Here is a 22,663-nt window from a genome sequence, read left to right as displayed (position 1 = left end):
TGACAAAAATGTGGCAGAGTTGAAAAAGTCTTTGGTTATAATTTAAGACATATCAAGTTTTTTAATATCAAAAAAATGAACCATCAAATAAAATTATTTGGCGAAGCCTTGCCAATCAGTCCGTATGGAACCGCTTACTTTTGGTTTGATTCTCTTTCAGGCACTGAAAAAATCAATGAACTGTTTGAATACCACCTCATCGTCAAAGTTCGGGATGAATATCATAACCCTGCCCATGGCTATCGAGGATTGGAAGGCTTTGTCTCGAAACAAACTGCCGACAATGGGGGGACACCAGGTTCAGATCTGAATCTACAAAGTCTAATCGGCACTGAAATCGCAGTACGTATTCGCCTTGATGGCTTAAAAGTAGAATATTCACAACTGGGCTTAGTCAATAACATCAATGGTGATGCGACCCACCAAACGAGTCTGAACGGTGCACGCTTTTACCGTGGTTTGGTCAATCGAGTGGAAGTTCTCCCAGTACGTAACCGTCATGCCACTTATAAAATCACCTTGGTACCCTGGTTGTGGTTATTGACTAAAACCAGCAATTATAAAATCTATCAAAAGAAAACCGTCCTTCAAATCATTGAAGAAGTTTTGGAACGCTATCCTTATCCCGTTGAATACCGTTGCAGTGCTGACTACCCAATATTAGATTTTCAAGCACAGTATGGCGAAGATGATTTTTCTTTTATTCAGCGTTTAATGCAAGAACATGGCATTAATTTTCATTTTGAACATAGCCAAAACCATCTCACCTTGGTGCTTTCTGATCACAATGCGGCATTTAAAGAAATGGATGCCGAAGGCTATCGTAAGCTCAGTATTTATCCACCCAATCAACGCTTTCCCAATCAAGCTGAATACATTGAATTCTTTGAACCTGCACAGCAATTGGTCAGTGGTAAAGTGCAACTCAGCGATTTCCAATTTAAAAAACCGAGTCTCACGCAAACTGCACAAGATCAATTTTTATGGGATCACCATTTTGCTGAACAAGAAATTTATGAATGGCAACAAGGCGACTTTATCTCCGCGGAAGACGGTGGTGAACTCAAAGCCAAACAACGAGTCGAGCAGTTATATCAACATGGTTATCGTGCGCAAGGCAAAGGACATCTCAAAGGTTTACAAACAGGCTATCGTTTTAACTTAGAAAACCATCCGAATGCTGATTCCAATCGAAGTTGGCTTGTCCTTGGTACACAAACCACCATTCAAGATTTGAGTGAAGAACGTGCGGATAATCAATTCTACGATTCCAAAGTTGAATTCCTTGTCCAACCTGATGCACAGATCTTCCGTCCAGACAAAACTATAGATAAACCCCAAGGACGACCCCAAACCGCTACCGTGGTCGGCCCTGCGGGAGAAGAAATCTATACCGATCAGTTTGGACGCGTAAAAGTTCAATTTCATTGGGACAGACTTGGTGCCAAAGACCAAAACAGTACTTGTTGGTTAAGGGTTTCCACCGCTTGGGCGGGCAATAACTTTGGAACAATTCATTTGCCGAGAATTGGGCAAGAAGTGATTGTTGACTTCTTTAATGGTGATCCTGATATGCCATTTGTGGCAGGTAGACTCACCAATCCTGAACATATGCCATTGTGGGAACTCCCAGAGCAAAAAGCACTTTCAGGGATTAAGTCGAAAGAATTGGGCGGAAGCCAAGCCAACCAATTGGTGATGGATGACACCCAAGGGCAGGTACAAGTCCATTTAAAATCTGATCATCAAGCCAGTGAACTCAACCTTGGTTATATCACGCGTATTCCAGAGCCGAGTGGGCGGAAAGATTATCGTGGGCAAGGGTTTGAACTACGTACTGATGGGCATGGGGTTTTACGTGCCAATAAAGGTTTATTAATTACTAGTCAAGGGCGTAGTGAGGCAAGCGGTTTTATCAAAGAAGCGAAAGAAGCGGCTTTGGTGTTAGATACGGCGTATCAGCAACATTTAAACTTAGCCAATTCTGCAGTCGAACATAAAAACCAAGATGTAGATGATCAGTCTGAAACTGTGAAAGCTGTCCAAGCTTTAAACCAAGCTGTTTATCCAAAGGATAAACAAGATGGCGAATTACAAAATCCGCAAGTGGTGATGCACAGCCCAACAGGAGTGAATCTAGCGTCAGAAAAAACCACACAACTTGCCAATGGTGAACATATTTCACTGGCTGCAGGACAGCACATTAGCATGAGCGCAGGTAAGAATCTGCTTGCGAGTGTACGTGGTGCGATCCGTTTATTTTCCCAGTTAAAAGGCATTCGTTTGTTTACTGCAAAAGAGAAAATTGAGCTGAATGCACAAACCGCAGGAATAGATGTTTTAGCACAGGAAAAAGTGCAGATTCATTCTCATGGGGACTGGGTAGAGATCACCGCCAAGCAAGGTATTATGATCAATGCGGGTGGAAGTTATATCAAAATCACCCCTGATGGCATTGAGCATGGGACGACGGGTGGTTGGAAAGCACAGGCCGCAGATCATAAGTTTGAGGGGCCTGCGAGTCAGCCGATTAACAGTGAAAGTCCGTTGTTTAATGATGAGATGTTTGTACTTAAAGATATCAATGGAGACCCAATTACTGGATTTAAATACAAAGTCATAGATGATGCGGGTAATATTTTTTATGGTATTACAGATAATAAAGGGCAAACTGATCGTATTTTTAGTGGCGCTAAAAATTCTGGTCTAAATATTTATCCTGATGATCGTGGCATTTTACAAGATGAAGAAGGGATTGAGAAATAAAGGTAAAAATATGCTAAATGAGAATTCTACAAATAGTACAGAGAAACAGAAGCCTTCAAAAGCGAATAAAGTAGAGGCTATTCAACCTAATAATGATCAAACGAATTCAACACCAGAATCCCAAAGCACAAAAACTCTTAAAAGACTTGAAATCAGTATATTTTTTGATGGAACATGGAATAACAGAACAAATTCAGATTTATACAATGGTCAGAAAAGATTTGATGGGACTACAGAATCCTTACCAAGACCATTGGATAAAATGAATAAATATTCATATGATCCAGATTTGGGTCCGTTAGGAGATAATATTAGTTATGCTCGGCTTCCAACAACAGTTGACCGTATGCATAGAGCATATAAAGAAGATTTACCAAACCACTATAGTTTATATATTGATGGTTGTGGCACGGGAAATGCTGCAGATATTGGTGGTGATTGGAAGTTGTTTTTTGCAGATAACCCGATTGGTGCAGGACTTGGATGGGGCTCTACTGGGGTGAAATCTAAAATTAAAAAAGCCTTTAAACAACTCAATCAAATGATTCGGGATAAGACTAAAACTGAAAAATATGATGTATTGGTGTTAAATTTATTTGGCTTTAGTCGTGGTTCTGCAACGGCTCGTATCTTTGCCAATTTATTGTTACGTAAAATATCTTTGAGAGACACTTCGGCAAATCAACGACAAATCGTAATGCCTAAAGGCAAAGCAATGCATGTGCAACTCAAATTTATGGGAATTTTCGATTGTGTATCCTCAATTGGTTTCAACCATGGTGATGATGAAGGATTGGATTTTGCTCAAGATTTACATGTTGTAGATGAAGATATGCCACCATCTGATATGGGTTTGATGATTGAATCTCATGAAGCTTGCCGTATAGTACATTTGGCAGCTTTAACTGAATATAGGGATAAGTTTTCTTTATATGATATCAGTAGTGCGATAGAAAAAGGCGTTGGTGTTGAAATACGAATACCAGGCTGTCACACCGATTTGGGAGATGGTTTAGGAACGAAAGGGGAGATCAAACATAGGAAGCGGGAGCCTAGTTTAGGTGATCATAAAACAAATAGTGAGTCTAGAAAAAATAGTGAGCCTAAAAAAAATAATAAAACTACTGCAAATCAGCCTTACTGGTATGAATCTTCTCGTGATGAGCCAAAAATTACTATTGCACAAAAAAAAGTAGCTTATATCGATGGCAACAGTAAGTATAATCAAACCTCTAATGACGTGGTATTAGAGAAAAAAGCCAAAAGTATCATGAATTATGACCAGTATAACCAACATAAACCAAATGTATTCGGTACTAAAGATAGTGCTCTTGCACAAATGGAACGTGTCGACTTTAATCAGCTCAAAGCCAATCTTGTGGCTAAAGGATTATTTATAGAGACTGTAGATAAAAATACACAAATATGGATTGAAAATACTGGCAAAGAGCTTAAAAAAATTGGGATATTCTCTACAGATACACAATATCAACGCTTGATTATTAATCGCAAACAACTCTCTATGCTTTACCCAATTATTCCTGCCAATATTATGATTGAGCTGTGTAAACGACATAATCTTGATGCATTTGATGATACCAAACTATTCGAATATGATGAGCGTTATGCGAAGGCAAATGACACCATCAATAATGAGATTGATCAAATGTGTGAACCAGGTATCTGGGGTGCTGCCTATGATGATATGAAAGCTCAAGCCTTGGCATGGGATGCGGAGTTAGATCGAATCCGTTTAACCATAGAACAACAGAACCAGAAAGATGCAGCCAGTCAGCAAAATATGTGTAAGCCTTTTGATAACAATCAACTCATCAAAAGTATAGAACCTCAAGATGAAATAGTGCGTAAGAAGTTATATAACCACTATATCCATTGGTCTAGTCAATTAGCGACAGAAGGATTTATCTCTCAATTTGCCCAAGTCAGTTTAGGGCAGATTAATGCTGAGACAAATATGTTTGAACGTACTATTTATAAAGGATAATGATGATGAAAAAATTAAGATTAATCAGTATTTTCAGCCTATCTATATGTTTAACTGCTTGTGCTGAAATGTTAGGTGCACCTGTAGGAATAAAAAATGATTATTTAAGAGATAAGCATGGGGAGATTGTGATGGATTGTGATGGATCTGCATTATCTGGGAATAGTTTACCTACAAGACGTTTTTGGGATGAGAATAATTTACCACATGGCACTACAGATTTTGTATGTAAAGGTGGTAAAGCGTATTTACCAGGTCAGGTACCGAAGTAATTGTATGTATAAATTCAAGATTTCATTGATGATTTGTGTTCTTAGTAGTGGTCTGAGTGGTTGCTTCCTCGCTTCTTTTGGACCATTACCAATGGATGTAAATAGAAAGACTAACTATATGGAATATCCTGGAGGGGGGTTGATAATGGATTGTAAAGGCTCACCTTTATCAAAAGATGGCCCATGGACAGAAGCTTTTTGGGATAAAAATAACCTGCCGCATGGAACAACAAAGTTTGTTTGTAAAGATGGTAAAGCTTATTTACCAGGTCAGTTACCAAAGTAATTTATATGTACAAAAGCATATTTATCAAATAATAATTTGAATAATCATATACGAAAAATATTGAGAGGAAATATAGATGTTTGGGTCTGAGAGAATTGAATGGAATACAGAAATATTTGCCCCACGTTACTATCCGATTAGATTAATTACTGGTGACTGTTTTTGGTTTTATAACCGTTCTGAATCAAGGATTGGGTTTGCAGGTGGTGCGTCAGGTGGATGGCGATCTACTGGTGTTTACATTCGAGGAGGCATGCCTGATAAAAAAGTCACTTTACCAGATGCTGTACAGTTGACATGGTTATCTGAAACAGAAAGAAAGTTTTATCAAGTGCAAATTGAATTGCCACGTAAAGAAATTTTAGAGCAATTTAAACAGGAGACAATTACACTTGAATATGGCGAAAAAGTGAAAAACGTTCAAGATGGAATAAATTTTGCATTTGAACCAGGCGGAATGGTTTTTTTACGTACGAGTGGTGCGAAGATTATAGAATTAGGTCGATATCAAGCGCAAGAAATACCGATGGAATGGTGGTATTTTGCAAAAGCAGAAGGGTTCGATGCAAGATGGATCACACAAGAGCAATATTTCGACATGAGATTTGAAAAATTACCTGAACGCATTCAACAACAATATATAGATAAAAAAATACCAATAGGACGTTGGACCGAATATAGTAAAAATGAATATGCATGGAAAATATTACTTTCAGGATTAAAGTTGGATGCTTATTTTATTCAATATGTAAATGCAGAACAGTGTTTGGTCGATCAAAGTAATTTAGCAGAAGAACAAGGTAAACTTAAACATGTTCCCGCTGTGCTTACTTTTTATTATGATATAAATAATAAACGTTATAAACATCATGTTTATTTTACAAATGGCACTTGGGGGAAAGCTGAACAGCCAGAAGATGATTTACCTATTTTTAATGCATTTAAAAATTATTTTGGAGATGCAAAGACATCAGCCATTTTAGAGTTTAAGTTAATAAATGGAAATTTCAGTGCATTTTTAAATAATGGGCAAAAAAGAGAGCAGTTAAAAATTTATTCACAGAGTTTTGAGATTGTTCAAGAAAATGAATTTTAATTGATGAGTAAAAACTTTATCAGCTGTCACCAGATTATCCAAAAGCTTATACCTATATCATGATTGAAATGATAAAAAAATTTAATGCATATTATTTTAAGGAAGATTATTTAATTAAATATAAAATTGAAACCACTAAGGATAAAAAGCTTGAAAAAATGTTTGATAATTTAAAACCACAAGCATTTGAGTTACTTGAAAAAAATATGGCAGGTCAAGAAAAGCGCTTTGTAGAAACAAGAATTCAAGATGGTTTACAAAAGAATGCTCATGAATATGAAGGTGTGAAAATTGATATGCCTTATATTGATATTCAAGATGATGATGAATTGAAAAAAACATGTATAACAAATATTTACATTGGTGTAGTTCAATGGATACAAAATTTTTATCTCTTGCATTTACACAAGTAAATATTGCACATATTGATATTCGAACCAACCGATTTTATCGAAATGTTGTAGAAGGATAAATTATGAAGAACTTAATATTTTTATGTGGTATTGGAATTAGTTTAGCAGGTTGTATTGACTACAATATTTTACCAACAGTTGAGAGTAAAGATATTTTAAGAAATAAAAATGGTGGTATTGTTAAAGATTGTCAAAACGATTTCTTACTTAAAAAATCACCTTTCACTGATAATTTTTGGAAGGAAAATAATTTACCTAAAGGCACAACTGAATTTGTCTGTGTAAATGGTAAGGCTTATTTACCAGGAAAGGAACCAAAATAGCTATAAAAATATAATGGTTAATTCTTTAATTAATCATTATATATTCTTTAATATTAAAAATATTATTTATTAAGTTTTTTAATTAATAGTAAAAGGATCGTTTTTAAATGGCAAAAGCAAGTACAAGTATAAAATGGTCAACAGAAATTTATGCGCCATTTCCTTACCAAATTGAGTTGGTCAGTGGAGAATGCTTTTGGTTTTATGATGCCAAAGGTCAAGATGGTTTAGGATTTTATGGTCATGCTGGTGCTGGTTGGAAAATTGGTGGCGTTGATGTTGGTTTATCTCCAAGCAATAAAGTTGAAATTCCACTAGGGGTGAATTTAACTTGGTTATCGCATACTGAACGTAAATACTATAATACTATCATATTAAATGTCATTTACCTCGCCAAGCTATTGCAGAAGCATTTGCAGAAAAATTTGATTTTGAAATGGATCAAAAAAGAAATGCGAGATTTTATAAAAGTATTGATTTCGCTTTTGCACCTGGTGGATTTGTATCTTTAAGAGTGAGTGGTGTTAAGACTAAAGAAATTGCAAACTTTCAAGCTGAAGAAGCACATATTTCATGGGAATTTTTTGCAAGGACAAATAATTTTAATCCTGAGGGATTGACTGAGGAAAAATATAATAGCGGTTTTATTAATGACATGCCTGAACCATATAAACAACAAGCACTTAAAGGAGAGTTTTCCAAAGAGCGTTGGAAAAACTATTCAAATAATAAATATCCTTGGCATATTGCAACGAAAATGGATCTTTACGGCTATCGCCAATCATGCGTGAATGGAAATTCATTTTTTATCACCAAAAACAATTTTAAAGATGTAGATTTAAAGCAATTACAAGCAGTACCTACTTGGTATAAATGGTTTTACAAAGAAAATGGTAAACGATATTTTGCTTCAATTAGCTTTAGTAAAAATATAGTAGGTAGAAAAGAAGATCCTGAGGGGGATTTACAAGTTTTTGAAACCTTTATAATGAGTATTTTTCTAATCATCAACTATCTACAGCACTTGTAATCGATAAAATTGATGGTCAGTTTATTGCCTACTTAACGAATGGTACCAAAAAAAGTTGATTTAACTTTGCATCATTTGACTAACAGAGAACTTCGTGAAGAGGAGTTTACTTGGTTTTGATGATTAATAATTGCTTGAATCTCATTATTGTTTATCGATACGTGGTAATTTTTTAAAAATTATTCGCTTCTATGAGTTGTGTTTTTCTTGGCTCAGCTTGTAACTTTGATATTTTAGGCATGCCAAAGTCCTCGCCATATTTAAGAAGGAGCTTAGGATGTTAAAGATGATTTTCACTGAGCAGTTTAAGAAATTAAGGTACAGATGGCTATACCGATGATTAAAGCGATACTCTGTGTCTTTAAGATGCAGATAAAACACTTTGGTGGTGTTTCAAAAAGTATGCTGAAACAAAGCAGGTTGAATTTTGATAAAATAGAGAAATGCGAATAACTCTAGAAATCAAATGTCCAACCTGCCTCAGTGACAGTATAAAGAAAAATGGCATCAAAGTAGATGGGAAACAAAACTATCAGTGCAAAGACTGTAAACGTCAGTTTATTGGTGACCATGCTCTGAGCTATCTAGGATGTCATTCAGGCATTACTCGAAAAATATTACAGTTGATGGTCAGAGGTAGTGGTATACGAGATATCGCTGAAGTTGAGCGAATCAGTATCGGTAAAGTTTTACGTACTTTAACCGAATCGACCTACCAAATTCAGCCTAAACAAAGTCATTATGAGTCTCTTGAAGTTGATGAGTTTTGGACTTTTGTGGGAAATAAAAATAATAAACAATGGCTTATTTACGCCTACCATCGAGAAACAGGTGAGATTGTTGCTTATGTTTGGGGTAAAAGAGACTTAGCTACAGTTCAACGATTGAAGGCAAAGCTTAAACAATTAGGTATTCACTACACCCGAATTGCAAGTGATCATTGGGACAGTTTCATAACTGCTTTTAAAAACTGCAAGCAAAGTATTGGTAAATTTTTTACTGTAGGTATTGAAGGTAATAATTGCAAAATAAGGCATCGAATTAGGCGCGGTTTTAGAAGGAGTTGTAATTTTTCAAAAAAGATTGAAAACCATTTTAAAGCTTTCGACTTAACCTTTTTTTACATCAATAATGGCTTCATTTAATGTCAGCATACTTTTTGAAACACCACCAACACTTTCTTGTCAACTTCATTGAACTTAATCAGACCTTTCTTCGCATATCTCAAGAACGATTCAATCCTATTAATATGATGGTCGCCACATGCAAATTGATTCACTCGTAGATGCTTAAACCTATATCTATCAATCCATCCATCAGTGTTAATGATTGACTTAAACTCAATATGTCCCCTAATAATCCCTTGTAACGTAGCTTTGGAGCAATCAGAAATAATTTCTGTATAAACTTTTCCTTCCCACTTTAGCAAACTAAAGACAATTCTTTTACCTGCTGCACCACGTCCACGTTTAGCACGAATGTGACGAGTAACAAAGTAAGATTCATCCAGTTCAATAATACCTCCAAGGGGAGAAAGTTTTTCACATTATTTAGCAATTTTTGCCGAATTTTGATGAATATAGAATTGATAGAGAGATCTTGGTTAATTCAGCTATGTCAGTAGCGGTAAAATCCATGGCAAAAAAGCGAATAATCGAACGGAATTTCGCTTCACTGATTTTAGAACGAGAATAGTATTTATTTTTACTTTTTATATTAGTAAGTTACCATACATTTTGTATATTTTTACTTCCTAAGTCCTTAGTTATTAACAAAAAAACACATCAAAAGTGAAAGTTATTATTTTACAATATATTAGTTATTTATTTGCTTTATTTTTAAGGTTGGGTTGAATACAACATTTTGAATAATAAAAATTTCCTTGTAGAATCATATGTGTGTACAAAATTTGAAAGAAAAACTTTATCTTTCATTAAAATTTTAGCGCAAATATAAAAGCTATATTTTATTTATATAATGAACTATTTTTCGTAGGTGTTTTATGAACTTAAATAAAAAAAATCTCCTTTTTATCTGCGTGATTGGGGGGGCTTTTCAAGCAAATGCTTTACCTTTATCAGAGCACACAGCTGAACAATATTATAAGTATAATGATTTTGATAATATGATTAAATTAAATACAATTGATAGTCAAAAATATACAAATTATGCAATAAATAAAGTCGATATGGCGCTACAAGGAAGGGTTGTTCCAGATCAAATTCGTCAACAAGCTATCAGAGAGGTAGAGGTTGTATATAAAAACTTTGTTGAAGAAAAGATGGAACAAATTCAAAGAGAAGCAATTCAAAAGTATAAAAGTGAATTTACTAAAACACAAACGGAAGAAAGTGTAAAACATCAAATTAATTTTTATCAATCAAATCAGGGTAAAAATATTTTGGCCAAACAGCAAATTAGACGAACAGCTATTCAAAATCTGCAAAAGACAATTCCATTAGCCTTAGCATCACAGTCACATTTACAGGCAACATTGAGCCAAGTGTTAGAAGGGAGTAACTAAGTGAAAATACGATCACTTTCGAGCTTACTTTGCTTAATATTAGCATCTAATGTTTTTGCAAATGATGAAAATGATAAATATTTCATTGCTTATAATGCTTCTCAAACTAGTAGGTTACCAGATGTTCTGAAAAAGCAGATGCAAAGTGATGTAATACTAGATCAGATTGCAGTTGAAGCATTGAAAAAAATAGGCGAAACACAACTTGCTGAGGAGTATTATCATCGTCCAGACTTACAAAATAAGTTAAGACCACTTGTACAAAACTTTATTGTCAGTAAATCTGGCAGTGAATTATTTGATGAAGCGAGCACTCAATTATTTAGCACCATTTATAGTGTAGAAGAATTAAAAGCACTTTATCAAAATAATAAGTCAGTAGAAGGTCAGAAGTTTATCAATGCAAGTATGGGTGTTGATTTATCAACACAAGATTATATAAATCATCTATATAAACAGAAGTTTGATCAAACAAGCCTTGATCAATTAGAAGAAAATCTAGATAAAATTTATACAAAATATAATTTTAATAGTGTGTCTGTAACGCCAAAAACATATTCTAGTTCTGAGCAAGATGATTCAGAGCCAAAAAAAGCGATAAGCATAGATCCTACAGCTCAAAACACAATGAATCCGAGGGGAGTATCTGGAATTTCACAAAACGTAGAAAAAACAGATGTTGACCAAATAGATCAATCTAAAGCTGTAGTAGAAGAGCCAATAAAATAATGAGTGATAGCTAAAGTAATCAAATATATACAAATCAAAAAGATTTCATAAATTAAAAATAGGATGAGAAGATGTACCGTTTTAAATATGTACTCATAATGTGTTTATCCATGGTTTTGATGGCTTGTAATGCTATACCTAAAAAAAATACTGAGAAAAATGAGATAGATGTGTATATATTTGCAGATGAAGATATTAATCGAAATTTACTCAATGATCCATCGCCTGTAAAGGTAAATTTATTGCAGTTAAAAACAGAAGTTGAATTTAATCAAATGAATGAATTAAGCCCAGATGGGACATATAAAAAGCATCTTGGTGAAAGTGTAATAGATGACTTGAGTATGATGATTCGCCCAAAATCACATTTAGAATTTAAATTACCAAAAAAAGAAGAAGCACCTTACCTAGGGATTGTAGCTGCTTATCGTGATTTAAATAATAAATGGAAACTATCTTTTTATAAGCAAGATAAACGATGGTATCAAATTGGTGGTGAATATTTATACCTAGATATTAAGGCAGATGGTATTCATCAAATTACCCAAAAAGAAGCGATTGAAAAGATTTTGAATGCAAAGCTTGAAAAAGAAGGTAAGGATCTTGCTGAAATGACAGAGAAAGAAAAAGAAAAATGGCGGAAAAAAATTGAGAAAATAATGGAAAAGAAAAAAGCTGCCAATTTAGAAAAAGGCATTTATATACCGACAGAAGTAATTCAATAATTTGGAGTAATTAATGTCAATCGAACGCAAAGTAGTATGGAACGAAGGAACACTGATTGCTCCACAGCATTTCCAGCAGACAGAACGTTATTATGATGCAATGCTTGGGCAATACTATGTTTCGAATAACTATTATGGTTGGGGTTTAAAAGAACTTGTCTTGAACTTATCTTCACTGCGTTTAGGTGAGGTTTTAGTTGAACGAGTCGAAGGGTTCTTTCCAGATGGAAGTTATTTTAATGAAACGTTTGAATCAGCACCAAACTTAACACTTACAATTCCTGCTAATACTGAAAATGAATTTATTTATTTGGTATGGTCAAAAGCTTCAAGTTATAAGCGAAATTATGGTTTCATTGATGAATCTGATATTCGAGAGGTCAGATATATTATCCGTAATGTAGATTTGGAAGATAGTTCAAATCCCACTTTACCAAAAAGAGAGTTATTGTTGGGTGCGCCGAATTTAAAATTATCTCTATTAAGAAATATTAGTGAAAATGAAATTAAATTACCGATTGCCAAAATTATTTCAACATCATCAACTGGTGAGATCACACTTGATGACCAATTTATTCCAGCTTATTTAAATTGTAAACATACGCAGTTAAGTCATTATGTGGCTGAAATTATGGGGCTTTTGAAACAACGTGCTATGGCTCTAGCGGGTGTACTTACTAATCCAACATTAAAAGGAACAGGTGAAGTACGTGATTTTTTAATGTTACAAACGATAAATCGCTATTTTGCTTATATTCATCATCTTTCAACATCTTTACCAGCAGTACATCCCTATACGTTATATGAAAATTTGCTTAAGTTATATGGTGATTTAAGTACATTTAATTTGGAAAAGTTAAATTTTAATCTGCCTGTATATGATCATGAGAATTTAAGTGTTTGCTACAAAACACTTTATCTATTATTGAAAGAGGCTTTATCAATCGTACTGCAACAACGTGCAATGATGATTCCATTAGAGCTTCGTGATGAAGCAACTCGTGTTGCGATTACACCTGATACATCGATGTTGAATACTTGTACATTTGTTCTTGCGATCCATGCAAGTTTAGCTTCAGAAGTATTACGTCAACGTATTCCAACGACGATTAAGATTGGCTCAGTCGAAAAAGTGCGTGATTTGGTGGCCTATCACTTGCCTGGTATTCATGTACATGCTCTATCTACAGCTCCAAGAGAATTACCTTATCATTCAGGATATAGTTATTTTGAGATTGATAAAGGCTCTGAATTATGGGAAGACTTACACCAATCATCTGGTATGGCGATACATTTAGCTGGTGACTTCCCTGATTTGGAAATTGAATGCTGGGCGATTAAAACATACTAAATAATATAGAGAATAGTCATGCAAACAATTAAGTTTGAAGAGATTGAAAATAATATCGCAGCACAAAGTTCAGATGTGAAAAAAGATAACTCACACAATATTTTAGTGGAAGCTGCTATTCCTTTGCTTAATAAAGCCTCTCAAATGAAGTATTTTCAAAGTAAAGTTTCAACGCAAGAAGTGTTGAACCGTTTGAAAAAAGATATCGAGAATTTTGAGGAAACTGCTGAAGAAAATGGTGTTCGCTATGAAACGGTAAAGGCTGCACGTTATTGTCTTTGTACCTTATTAGACGAATTCGCAGCAAAAAATGGTTGGGCGGATCAAGAGTGGAGTGCGCACAGCTTATTGGTGACATTTCATAACGAAACTTGGGGGGGCGAGCAATTTTTCCAGTTATTGGATCGTATCAAACAAGAGCCACTAAAGAATATTAACTTAATTGAGTTAATGTATTATTGTTTGGTACTTGGTTATATGGGCAAATATCAAGTTTTAAATAATGGTAAAGTCAGCGTTGAAAATATTAAAAAAGAATTAGAAAAAATTATTCGTGAATATGGTGGGCAGAAAAAGTCACAAATTTTATTGAGTAGCTCTGCTGCGAATAATGCAATTACAAAACGTAGAAAATTTATTCCTTTATGGATTTTATTTGCATTAAGCGGTGCTGGTATTTTATTGTTATATACTGTACTTAATTGGAAGTTAGCACAGGATACCAATGATATTAATACCCGTATTAATAAATTAAGTGTCGAAACGGTGCGTCCAAGTGGTGAAAGTATTCAGTTACTTGCACCGTTATTGAAAAATGAGATTGATGCTAATTTATTAAAAGTCAGTGAAGTTCCTGGAAAAAGTACCATCACTATTTTGGGTGATGAATTGTTTGGGTCTGGTTCAGATCAGATTATTGATCGTTATTATCCTGTTATGGCAGCAGTTGGTCAGGCACTCAATGAAGTGAAAGGTCGAGTTGTTGTGTCAGGATTTACAGATGATCAACCGATTCGCAGTTCAGCATTTCCTTCCAATTGGCATTTATCACAAGGGCGTGCAGATGCGGTGAAAACTATTTTGTCGAATTATGTGCAAGATGCTTCCCGTATTCGTTCAGAAGGTAAAGGCTCTGAAAATCCAGCTTTCGCCAATAATTCTGTAGAAAATAGAGCGAAAAACCGTCGTGTTGAGATTACTGTTTATATTGAGCAAGGTGCAAATCAACCTAGCTTAGGCAGTACAACTACAGTTCGAAATTAATCAAATATTCAGAATTAAAAAGGTATTAACATGGGATTTTTAACAATGTTTAGTTGGACTTCAATGTGGAGTCTATTTGGATTAATTTCGATTGTTACAACGATTTGGTTTGCAGGTCCAATGATTGCTTTTGCAGAATATAAGCCTTTAGAGCCCGTATTAAATCGTGTATTGTTAATCATATTAGTATGTTTGATCTTTTTAGGGATCTATTTATTCAAACTCTACAAAACCAAAAAAATGAATGAACATGTTTTAGAAGAAATTAAAGCAAGTGATATTCATGATCGTGCTGAAAGTCCTGTAAAAAATGAAAGTGGTTTACAAGAACAATTTAATAATATTGATACGATTTTGCAGCGCCAACAAGTTAAACAGGAACAGAATTTCTTTCAACGTATTTTTGGTTCAAAAGAGGATTATATTTATGATAAACCGTGGTTTATTGTTATTGGTGCACCTGGGGTAGGTAAAACAACAGCGATTTTAAACTCAGGATTGACTTTTCCAATTGGGACAACAGATCATGTTTCAAAATTAGCTGGTACACGAGATTGTGATTGGTTTTTAACAGATGAAGCCTTGCTTTTAGATACAGCTGGTCGCTTTGTTGAGCAAAATAATGATGTAACGAATAGTAATGATTGGAATGAATTATTAGGCCTATTAAAACGTTGTCGACCAAAACAACCAATCAATGGTTTAGTCCTTATGTTGAGTGCTGATGATATTTTAAATAATAATGATGAAAAAATTCAAAGCCAAATTCAACAGATTCGTGTGCGTTTACAGGAAATGCAAGCATCCTTTAATACCACTTTCCCACTCTATATTATGGTCAATAAAGTTGATCTGATTTCTGGTTTTAATCAATATTTTAACTATTTAGATGAGACAGAAAGACAGCAAACATTTGGTGTGAGCCTAGATCCTCTAAGTATTACATCTGCTGAAAAAATTAATAAATTAACTGATGAAATTGATGTGATTGTTGCAAAATTACAAAACAATTTATTTACGAGTATTTCATTTAATAATCAACAGAATGATCCTGCTGATTTAGCCATTGGATTTCCAAATGAGTTTGAGAGGTTTACATTTACTTTAAAAAGTTATTTGAAAAAGTTATTAAATTTATCTCGTTATGATTCAGAAATTAATCTTTCAGGTGTTTATTTTACTAGTGCTGTACAGTCAGCAGATGATGGTTTTATTTTAGATGCCGAAAATAGTGCAGCTTTAAAGCATAAGTATTCTCAAAATATTAACTCAACACTAGTTCCGAACTCTAAGTCATACTTTATTCATTCAATTTTTAAAGAGCTATTATTAAATACAGCTAATATTGCAGGAATAGATACAAGTTGGATTAAGAAGCGTAGAAAGATCTACTGGACGGTTGCAATTTTATTGGGACTGTTGTTACTGGCATTATTGTTATTATTATTGAGATCATTTGCATATAATCATAAATATCAAGAAGCGGTCGCAACCCAATTAACTCAATTAGAAGCTGAATCAAAAAAAGTTGATATTAACAATGTATCTTCATTGTTGGGGTTTACTAATAAAGTTTATAATTTACCAACATGGAATATTAATAAAGAATTATTAAGTAAATCATTCTTTAAAAATATGGGTTTGAGCCAACATAAAGATATTGAAAAAGCAGCCTTGTCAAAACATCAAAGCTTGATTGATGAAAGTTTATTTCCTGTTATTTCCAATGAAGTTTATAAGGATCTGAAGAATAATATTGAATCGAAAGATTATAATAAGATTTATAATAATCTTAAAACCTACTTGATGCTGTATCAGGTTGACCATTATGACAAAAAATACATCCATCAGTGGGTGGTGAATAATATCATTTTAAAATCGGATCATGATCAAAATGTAATTAAGTCATTTGAAAAGTTGCTTGATGAAAAAAAGTTAACACCGCAGCAAAAGTTTGATCCTGCTTTAGTACAGCAGGCAAGGGATTTATTAGTTTATACCGATATTGCTTCAGTGATTATGCAAGATTTAAATATGCATATTAAAACTTTAGATCAGCAAAGTTTACCTGCGGTTTCTTATGTATCAATGGGTGGTCCATCGACCAATAATGTTTTTCGTCGTGTCTCTGATCGAACTTTAAACGATGCTGTAAATGTTTTATATACAAAATATGGTTATGAAAACTTATTTGTACCCTTTGTAAATAGACGCTTAAACAATATTTATAAAGAAGAGAAATGGGTAATTGGAGATACTGCGCAGTTTAAATCTGCTGATGATGTGATTTCAGATATTTATCGCCTCTATTCATTACAATATGTTGCAGCTTGGAAATCGTATTTACAAGATGTGCGGATGGTTCAACCGCAGAATTTACAACAAGCGATTGTGATGTCAAAGCAACTTTCGGAGAAAAACTCTTCTTTGGCTGGAATTATCCGGGGTATTAGCCAAAATACAAATTTAATATCGCCAAAAGCTGTTGTGAGTTCTGATACTGAAAAATCTGAAAATATAGCTGATGCTCAAAAAGCGGCTCAAGCTAAAGCAGTCACTACGGCTCAAAAGGCAGCTCCTGTATTTATCACAGAGGCAAAAGTTCAAGGGTATTTAGAAAATATTGCAAATAATTTTTCGCAGTTTCAAAGCCTAACATTAACAACAGCTGAGTCTGGTTCACAACTGGATGAAATTATTAAATCTATTAATGATTTGTATGTATATTTGGTGGCATTGGAACTGAGCATCCAAAGTGAAGATCAACTGATGCCAGATACCAAACCATTGATTAATTATAAGGCGCAAGTCAATCGATTACCTGACCCATTTAGACCAATGTTGGATGTTTTTGTGGGAAAGATCACGGAGTCAAGCCAAGCCTATAAAGATGGACAACTTTCAGCTGTAGTGAAACAACAAGACCAGATGGTACAAAATAGCTGTAAAAACTTGTTGGCAAATAAATATCCATTTAACCGTGCTGCAAAACAAGAAATTTCTATTCAAGAATTGAGTCAAGTATTTGGTAAAGATGGATTATTTCTATCAACTTTATCAAGTAACGTTATGGTGAGTGCCAATAATCAAGTTCCTTTCCGTGTGTTGCTCGATCAAGGTGTAATTAATCGTTCTGCAACGTATAGTGCGGCAGAAGCTGTAAATACGCAGTATTTCGGTGGTAATAGTCAGCCTAAAGTAGACATTGCATTGCGTATTAAGGCGATGGACAAAGACATTGATAACTTAAGTATTGCATACGATGGTAAGAAAACTAATTATTATCATGGACCTGTAAACGACATAGTTGTGTCTTGGCCTGCGAAGGATGGTTCTTTTACACTTGAGGCGACAGCTGCCAATGCTTCTCCTGTAAAAATTGAAACAAAGGGGGATTGGGCACTTTATCGTATGTTGGATCAAGCTCAAAAAATTATTCCATTGCCTGATGGTAAGAGTGTGTTAGCAATTTATCAATTGGGTAATAAAACAGTTCAAATCGAATTTAGTGCATTATCAGGACAAAACCCATTTAATTTAACAGGTTTAAAGGATTTTAAATGTTAAATGAAAGCTTAGGTTGGTGTGGGAAATTACCGATTTATTCTGATTTTATACAATCAAATCATTTTAGAGATGTGGAACAAGCATTGATGAAGTGGATGATGAAAGGTCAGGATCATATCGGAGAACAATTTTTTCAATCTTACGATACAAGATTTACACTGTATTATTATTTTTTAGAAAGCTCGATCACTGACCATAAGCGGATACAAGGTATTTTTTTTTCAAGCCATGATAGTCGTGGTCGGCATTTTCCATTTATGATTTTTACGCATCAACATCAACTGCAACCAACTCAGGCGTTGCAGTATTTTGATGAACAATTAAAGAAAATGAATTTGGATTGGCATTTGATTTCAGAACAATTGAATGCTGATTTTTTAACGCAGATGCAACAACATTTGGCACAAATTGAAGTAAATGAAATGTTTGAAGGCGACAAAGATTTATGGTTAGAGTTATATCCTCAAACCTTTCACCATAACTTTAAAATTGATTCAACCAATCATGTTGTATATCGAAAATTATTAATAAGGTGAGCTTGAATGATTGCTACAGAAATCTATATTGAGCCAATCTCTCAGGATAATCCTGTGGGGGACAACATAGAATATGATGAACAATATCAAAAACTGGTCAATTTACTGCAAGAAAAGCCAGAACAACAGTTTGGTGATTTAATCATTGAAGCACAAGGTCAAGATTGGGAAGCAATTTATAATCTCGCAAGTGATATTTTGCTTGAGAAAAGTAAAGACCTAACAGTTATGTCATATTTTACGCAGAGTGCAATTTATTGTTATGGTTTATCGGGTTTGCTCAATGGTCTAGAGATTATTTATCAAAATTTAAATATGTATTGGGATGATGTGTTTCCGCAACTTTATGATGAGGATCAAGATTATGATCCAGATTATCGTATCAATGCTCTTTCTATTTTTAATGCCAATGATGGTGTAATCAAAGCGATTAGAAATGCTTTTTTCATCAAAAATGGATTATCACAAGAAAATTTCACAATAAAAGACATTGAACATGTGCTTGAAAACTCGAATACCAGTCACGAGATTTATCCTGGTGGTATTGAACGTTTGAGTTTAGATTTACAAATTGCATCTGATGTTGCCAATTCAGAAATTAATTGTTTAGTAAAATCAATTGTTCTTATAGAACAAATTAAGCATTTGTTTATCAAGCGAATTAGCGATACTGAAATAAAATTTGATACTTTAGAAAAATTTTTACTTAAATTTAAATCGTTGATTCAGCAGAGTGAAATTATTAATCCAATTCAGGTAGATATGGTTACAAAAAGTGAAAGTATTACTGCTGTACAGTCTAGTTTAAATTGGGCAAACTACTCCATCAGCACTCGACAAGATGTCGAGTTGCTGTTAGAAAAAATTCATGTATATTTTGAGAAAAATGAACCTTCACATCCAGCACCATTGTTTATTCGACGGATTCAAAGGTTAATGAATTATAATTTTTATGAAATTATGCGGGATATTAGTCCTGATTCATTAGATAGATTGGAAACCCTTGTTGGGCAACCATTTGACAATAATAGTAATGATTATGATTAGCTAATAGGTGGAATATGAGCAAGAATTCAGGACAAAAATTTTTAGCTAGAAACCGTTCGCCACGTGTTCAAATTGAATATGATGTTGAAATTTACGGTGTAGAGAAAAAGGTAGAATTACCTTTTGTAATGGGGGTTTTTTCAGATTTAGCTGGAAAATCAAAACAAGAACTTCCAAACTTAAATGAACGTGGTTTTTTAGAAATTGATGTGGATAATTTTGATGACCGTATGAAATCAATTAAACCACGAGCTGCATTTAGTGTTGAGAATGCTTTGACTAATGAAGGGCATCTTAATATTGATTTAGAATTTGAAAGCATTGAAGATTTTTCTCCAAACCGTATTGCTCAAAAAGTTGAACCTTTAAAAGAATTATTAGATGCGCGTACTGAATTATCAAATTTACTGTCTTATATGGATGGTAAAACAGGTGCAGAAGAATTGATTAGCAAGGTGTTAGCAGATAATGATTTACTGAAGTCATTGGCTAGCCTTTCTAAGCAAAACGAAGATTCAAAAGATTAAATAAGGATTACTTATGTCTAATACTTCACAATTAGAATCTTTACAACAGACTGAAACACTCCAAACTAATGAGTTTGAGCAGTTAATTAATAAAGAATTTAAACCAAAATCAAAACAAGCAGAAAATGCTGTGCAAGAGGCTGTAAAAACATTAGCTCGTCAAGCCCTAGAAAGTGTAGTGCAGCATTCAAATGATACTTATCAAACGATCGAAGCTATTATTGCTGAGATTGATAAGAAACTTTCTGATCAGGTCAACAAAATCATTCATCATCAAGATTTTAAAGAGCTAGAAAGTGCATGGAGTGGTTTGCATTATCTTGTAAATAATACTGAAACTAATCAGTTGCTCAAAATTAAATTCATGCCTTTGAGTAAAAAAGAACTCGGTAAGAATCTTAAAAAATTTAAAGGTGTGATGTGGGATCAAAGCCCTATCTTTAAGAAGATTTATGAAGAGGAATATGGGCAATTTGGTGGTGAACCATTTGGTTGTTTAGTGGGTGATTATCATTTTGATCATGGTGCACAAGATGTTGAAATTTTGACTGAAATGGCAAAAATTTCAGCAGCATCTCACTGTCCATTTATTACGGGTGCTAATCCAAGTCTAATGCAGATGGAATCTTGGCAAGAGCTTTCAAACCCACGTGACATTTCCAAAATTTTCCAAAATACTGAATATGCTGCATGGCGTAACTTGCGTCAGTCAGATGATGCACGTTACTTGGGCTTAGCACTACCACGTTTTATGGTACGTTTACCTTATAGTTTTAAAGAAAACCCTGTTGATGACTTTAATTTTGAAGAAGTCACTCATGGTCATGAAGATTATGCTTGGGCAAATGCTGCGTATGCGATGGCTGTGAATATTAACCGTTCATTTAATGAATTTGGTTGGTGTACATCAATTCGTGGAGTGGAGTCAGGTGGTATTGTTGAAGAATTACCAACGCATACTTTTGAGACAGATGATGGTGGTGTGGATTTAAAATGCCCTACAGAAATTGCAATCAGTGATCGCAGAGAGTCTGAATTGTCGAATAATGGTTTAATGCCATTGATCTACCGTAAAAACTCAAATTTGGCTGCATTTATAGGTGCACAATCATTGCAACAGCCGGCTGAATATCAAGATTCAGATGCAACAGCGAATGCTAAACTTTCAGCACGTTTGCCATATCTATTTGCATGCTGTCGTTTTGCCCACTATTTAAAGTGCATTGTACGTGACAAAATTGGTTCTTTTCGTGAACGTGAAGAAATGGAACGTTGGTTGAACGATTGGTTAATGAATTATGTCGATGGTGATCCTGTTAACTCATCACAAGAAACTAAAGCTCGTAAGCCATTAGCAGCAGCTGAAGTCATTGTTGAAGAAATTGAAGATAATCCTGGTTTTTATGCGTCAAAATTCTTTTTACGGCCACATTATCAACTTGAAGGTTTAACTGTTTCTTTGCGTTTAGTTTCAAAACTTCCTTCTTTGAGGAAGGAATAGTAAAGAAATGTATACTTAGTGTATAAGCCTTAGAAAATTGTGAGCAAGTATGCTATTTTTTTACTGCACATAAAACGTACCTAGTTAAGGTAAAGTTTTATTATTGTGCTTATTATAAAAGTTGTACAACTATAAATTTTATTTATCAAAAAAGGCAATTTTATGGCTATTGATATTTTTTTAAAAATCGATGGAATTAATGGTGAGTCGAAAGACTCAAATCATAGAGATTGGATTGATGTACAAGATTTTACTTGGGGTGCTAGTCAACCTGCGACTTTAACAAGTGGTGGTGGTGGTGGTGCAGGTAAAGTTAATTTTCAGGATCTTAATATTACTGCAGCAATTGATAAGGCAGCACCAGTTATTTTAAAGCATAGTGCTATTGGTCGTCATATTCCTAAGCTTGAAGTTTCCGTATGTAAAGCAGGTGGTGAGCAAATTGAGTATTCTCGTATTACATTAGAGGATGTCATTGTGACTGCTGTTGAGTTTGTTGGTTCTAAAACAAATGAAGTGCTATTCGTAAACTATAAGTTCCAAGCTGTCAAAGTTAAGAATCAGTATTGGGAGCAAACTGAGCGTGGTGGCCGTGGCCCTGAAACTCAAATGGCTTATGATATCAAGCTTAACAAATCTACAGGTTAATTCTGTTTGATTTGAAATTAGCGTAGCTTAGTCTGCGCTAATTTTTATTTTACT

The 22,663-nt window shown here is 34.2% G+C and carries 19 protein-coding genes and 2 pseudogenes; 20 read left to right on the top strand and 1 reads right to left on the bottom strand.

The genetic code is table 11. The annotated features are described in order from the left end of the window. Positions 1–75 precede the first annotated feature (75 nt). The 9 genes and pseudogenes from G0028_RS14755 (at position 76) to G0028_RS14715 (ending at position 9,336) form a co-directional block, all read left to right on the top strand. Positions 76–2,766, top strand: coding sequence for a type VI secretion system Vgr family protein (locus tag G0028_RS14755; protein ID WP_180045787.1), 2,691 nt, complete (start codon positions 76–78; stop codon positions 2,764–2,766). After that, positions 2,744–4,771 carry a T6SS phospholipase effector Tle1-like catalytic domain-containing protein gene (locus tag G0028_RS14750; protein WP_180045785.1) on the top strand — a complete coding sequence of 676 codons (2,028 nt, stop codon included), beginning with the start codon at positions 2,744–2,746 and terminating at the stop codon, positions 4,769–4,771. The genes G0028_RS14755 and G0028_RS14750 overlap by 23 nt, the downstream gene beginning before the upstream one ends. A gap of 5 nt (positions 4,772–4,776) precedes the next feature. Beyond that, complete coding sequence (locus G0028_RS14745) at positions 4,777–5,043, top strand: hypothetical protein (protein ID WP_180045783.1); 267 nt, start codon at positions 4,777–4,779, stop codon at positions 5,041–5,043. Positions 5,044–5,047: 4 nt separating this feature from the next. After that, entirely contained in the window at positions 5,048–5,329 is a 282-nt protein-coding gene (locus G0028_RS14740; RefSeq protein WP_180045781.1) for a hypothetical protein, read from the top strand. Positions 5,330–5,405: 76 nt separating this feature from the next. Next, positions 5,406–6,425 (top strand): DUF2931 family protein, encoded by a 1,020-nt coding sequence (locus G0028_RS14735; RefSeq protein ID WP_180045779.1) that lies wholly within the window; start codon positions 5,406–5,408, stop codon positions 6,423–6,425. Between the two features lie 59 nt (positions 6,426–6,484). Continuing rightward, a complete protein-coding gene (locus tag G0028_RS14730; RefSeq protein ID WP_180045778.1) occupies positions 6,485–6,838 on the top strand; it encodes a hypothetical protein in 354 nt (117 codons plus the stop codon). Between the two features lie 62 nt (positions 6,839–6,900). Continuing rightward, entirely contained in the window at positions 6,901–7,161 is a 261-nt protein-coding gene (locus tag G0028_RS14725; RefSeq protein WP_180045776.1) for a hypothetical protein, read from the top strand. A gap of 107 nt (positions 7,162–7,268) precedes the next feature. Continuing rightward, positions 7,269–8,191, top strand: a pseudogene (locus G0028_RS14720) (DUF2931 family protein). A 443-nt stretch (positions 8,192–8,634) separates the two neighbouring features. Beyond that, complete coding sequence (locus G0028_RS14715) at positions 8,635–9,336, top strand: IS1-like element ISPa14 family transposase (RefSeq protein WP_015586042.1); 702 nt, start codon at positions 8,635–8,637, stop codon at positions 9,334–9,336. A 2-nt stretch (positions 9,337–9,338) separates the two neighbouring features. Here G0028_RS14715 and G0028_RS14710 read toward each other — a convergent pair. Further along, a pseudogene (locus tag G0028_RS14710) lies at positions 9,339–9,906 on the bottom strand (IS1595 family transposase). 287 nt (positions 9,907–10,193) lie between these two features. Here G0028_RS14710 and G0028_RS14705 point away from each other — a divergent pair. From G0028_RS14705 to G0028_RS14655, 11 genes are all read left to right on the top strand, one after another. After that, positions 10,194–10,715 carry a hypothetical protein gene (locus G0028_RS14705; RefSeq protein WP_180047229.1) on the top strand — a complete coding sequence of 174 codons (522 nt, stop codon included), beginning with the start codon at positions 10,194–10,196 and terminating at the stop codon, positions 10,713–10,715. After that, the gene (locus G0028_RS14700) at positions 10,716–11,444 is read left to right on the top strand and encodes a hypothetical protein (RefSeq protein ID WP_180047227.1); all 729 of its coding nucleotides are present in this window, start codon (positions 10,716–10,718) and stop codon (positions 11,442–11,444) included. Positions 11,445–11,515: 71 nt separating this feature from the next. Next, positions 11,516–12,169 (top strand): type VI secretion system lipoprotein TssJ, encoded by a 654-nt coding sequence (gene tssJ, locus G0028_RS14695; protein WP_180047225.1) that lies wholly within the window; start codon positions 11,516–11,518, stop codon positions 12,167–12,169. Positions 12,170–12,182: 13 nt separating this feature from the next. Next, positions 12,183–13,520: a type VI secretion system baseplate subunit TssK gene (tssK, locus tag G0028_RS14690; protein WP_180047222.1), complete on the top strand. Its 1,338-nt coding sequence runs from the start codon at positions 12,183–12,185 to the stop codon at positions 13,518–13,520. 18 nt (positions 13,521–13,538) lie between these two features. After that, positions 13,539–14,783, top strand: a complete 1,245-nt coding sequence (tssL, locus tag G0028_RS14685; RefSeq protein ID WP_180047220.1) for a type VI secretion system protein TssL, long form — start codon at positions 13,539–13,541, stop codon at positions 14,781–14,783. 30 nt (positions 14,784–14,813) lie between these two features. Further along, positions 14,814–18,350 (top strand): type VI secretion system membrane subunit TssM, encoded by a 3,537-nt coding sequence (gene tssM, locus G0028_RS14680; RefSeq protein ID WP_180047218.1) that lies wholly within the window; start codon positions 14,814–14,816, stop codon positions 18,348–18,350. Continuing rightward, entirely contained in the window at positions 18,344–18,886 is a 543-nt protein-coding gene (gene tagF / locus G0028_RS14675; RefSeq protein WP_180047216.1) for a type VI secretion system-associated protein TagF, read from the top strand. The genes tssM and tagF overlap by 7 nt, the downstream gene beginning before the upstream one ends. A gap of 6 nt (positions 18,887–18,892) precedes the next feature. After that, complete coding sequence (tssA, locus tag G0028_RS14670; protein ID WP_180047214.1) at positions 18,893–19,933, top strand: type VI secretion system protein TssA; 1,041 nt, start codon at positions 18,893–18,895, stop codon at positions 19,931–19,933. A 14-nt stretch (positions 19,934–19,947) separates the two neighbouring features. Next, positions 19,948–20,460: a type VI secretion system contractile sheath small subunit gene (gene tssB, locus G0028_RS14665; RefSeq protein WP_180047212.1), complete on the top strand. Its 513-nt coding sequence runs from the start codon at positions 19,948–19,950 to the stop codon at positions 20,458–20,460. Between the two features lie 13 nt (positions 20,461–20,473). After that, positions 20,474–21,961, top strand: coding sequence for a type VI secretion system contractile sheath large subunit (gene tssC, locus G0028_RS14660; RefSeq protein WP_180047209.1), 1,488 nt, complete (start codon positions 20,474–20,476; stop codon positions 21,959–21,961). 162 nt (positions 21,962–22,123) lie between these two features. Further along, positions 22,124–22,609 carry an Hcp family type VI secretion system effector gene (locus tag G0028_RS14655; RefSeq protein ID WP_180047207.1) on the top strand — a complete coding sequence of 162 codons (486 nt, stop codon included), beginning with the start codon at positions 22,124–22,126 and terminating at the stop codon, positions 22,607–22,609. Positions 22,610–22,663 lie beyond the last annotated feature (54 nt).

The organism is Acinetobacter piscicola (genome assembly GCF_015218165.1).
GTDB lineage: Bacteria > Pseudomonadota > Gammaproteobacteria > Pseudomonadales > Moraxellaceae > Acinetobacter > Acinetobacter piscicola_A.
The sequence above is the reverse complement of the archived record's forward strand: the minus strand, read 5'-3'. Positions and strand labels throughout refer to the sequence as shown.

Coding starts and splice junctions, on each gene's coding strand:
- G0028_RS14745 (WP_180045783.1), top strand. CDS start 4,777: ATGAAAAAATTAAGATTAATCAGTATTTTCAGCCTATCTATATGTTTA.
- tssB (WP_180047212.1), top strand. CDS start 19,948: ATGAGCAAGAATTCAGGACAAAAATTTTTAGCTAGAAACCGTTCGCCA.
- G0028_RS14730 (WP_180045778.1), top strand. CDS start 6,485: ATGATTGAAATGATAAAAAAATTTAATGCATATTATTTTAAGGAAGAT.
- tagF (WP_180047216.1), top strand. CDS start 18,344: ATGTTAAATGAAAGCTTAGGTTGGTGTGGGAAATTACCGATTTATTCT.
- G0028_RS14735 (WP_180045779.1), top strand. CDS start 5,406: ATGTTTGGGTCTGAGAGAATTGAATGGAATACAGAAATATTTGCCCCA.
- G0028_RS14750 (WP_180045785.1), top strand. CDS start 2,744: ATGAAGAAGGGATTGAGAAATAAAGGTAAAAATATGCTAAATGAGAAT.
- G0028_RS14655 (WP_180047207.1), top strand. CDS start 22,124: ATGGCTATTGATATTTTTTTAAAAATCGATGGAATTAATGGTGAGTCG.
- G0028_RS14715 (WP_015586042.1), top strand. CDS start 8,635: ATGCGAATAACTCTAGAAATCAAATGTCCAACCTGCCTCAGTGACAGT.
- tssM (WP_180047218.1), top strand. CDS start 14,814: ATGGGATTTTTAACAATGTTTAGTTGGACTTCAATGTGGAGTCTATTT.
- G0028_RS14755 (WP_180045787.1), top strand. CDS start 76: ATGAACCATCAAATAAAATTATTTGGCGAAGCCTTGCCAATCAGTCCG.
- G0028_RS14725 (WP_180045776.1), top strand. CDS start 6,901: ATGAAGAACTTAATATTTTTATGTGGTATTGGAATTAGTTTAGCAGGT.
- tssL (WP_180047220.1), top strand. CDS start 13,539: ATGCAAACAATTAAGTTTGAAGAGATTGAAAATAATATCGCAGCACAA.
- G0028_RS14705 (WP_180047229.1), top strand. CDS start 10,194: ATGAACTTAAATAAAAAAAATCTCCTTTTTATCTGCGTGATTGGGGGG.
- tssA (WP_180047214.1), top strand. CDS start 18,893: ATGATTGCTACAGAAATCTATATTGAGCCAATCTCTCAGGATAATCCT.
- G0028_RS14740 (WP_180045781.1), top strand. CDS start 5,048: ATGTATAAATTCAAGATTTCATTGATGATTTGTGTTCTTAGTAGTGGT.
- tssC (WP_180047209.1), top strand. CDS start 20,474: ATGTCTAATACTTCACAATTAGAATCTTTACAACAGACTGAAACACTC.
- tssK (WP_180047222.1), top strand. CDS start 12,183: ATGTCAATCGAACGCAAAGTAGTATGGAACGAAGGAACACTGATTGCT.
- tssJ (WP_180047225.1), top strand. CDS start 11,516: ATGTACCGTTTTAAATATGTACTCATAATGTGTTTATCCATGGTTTTG.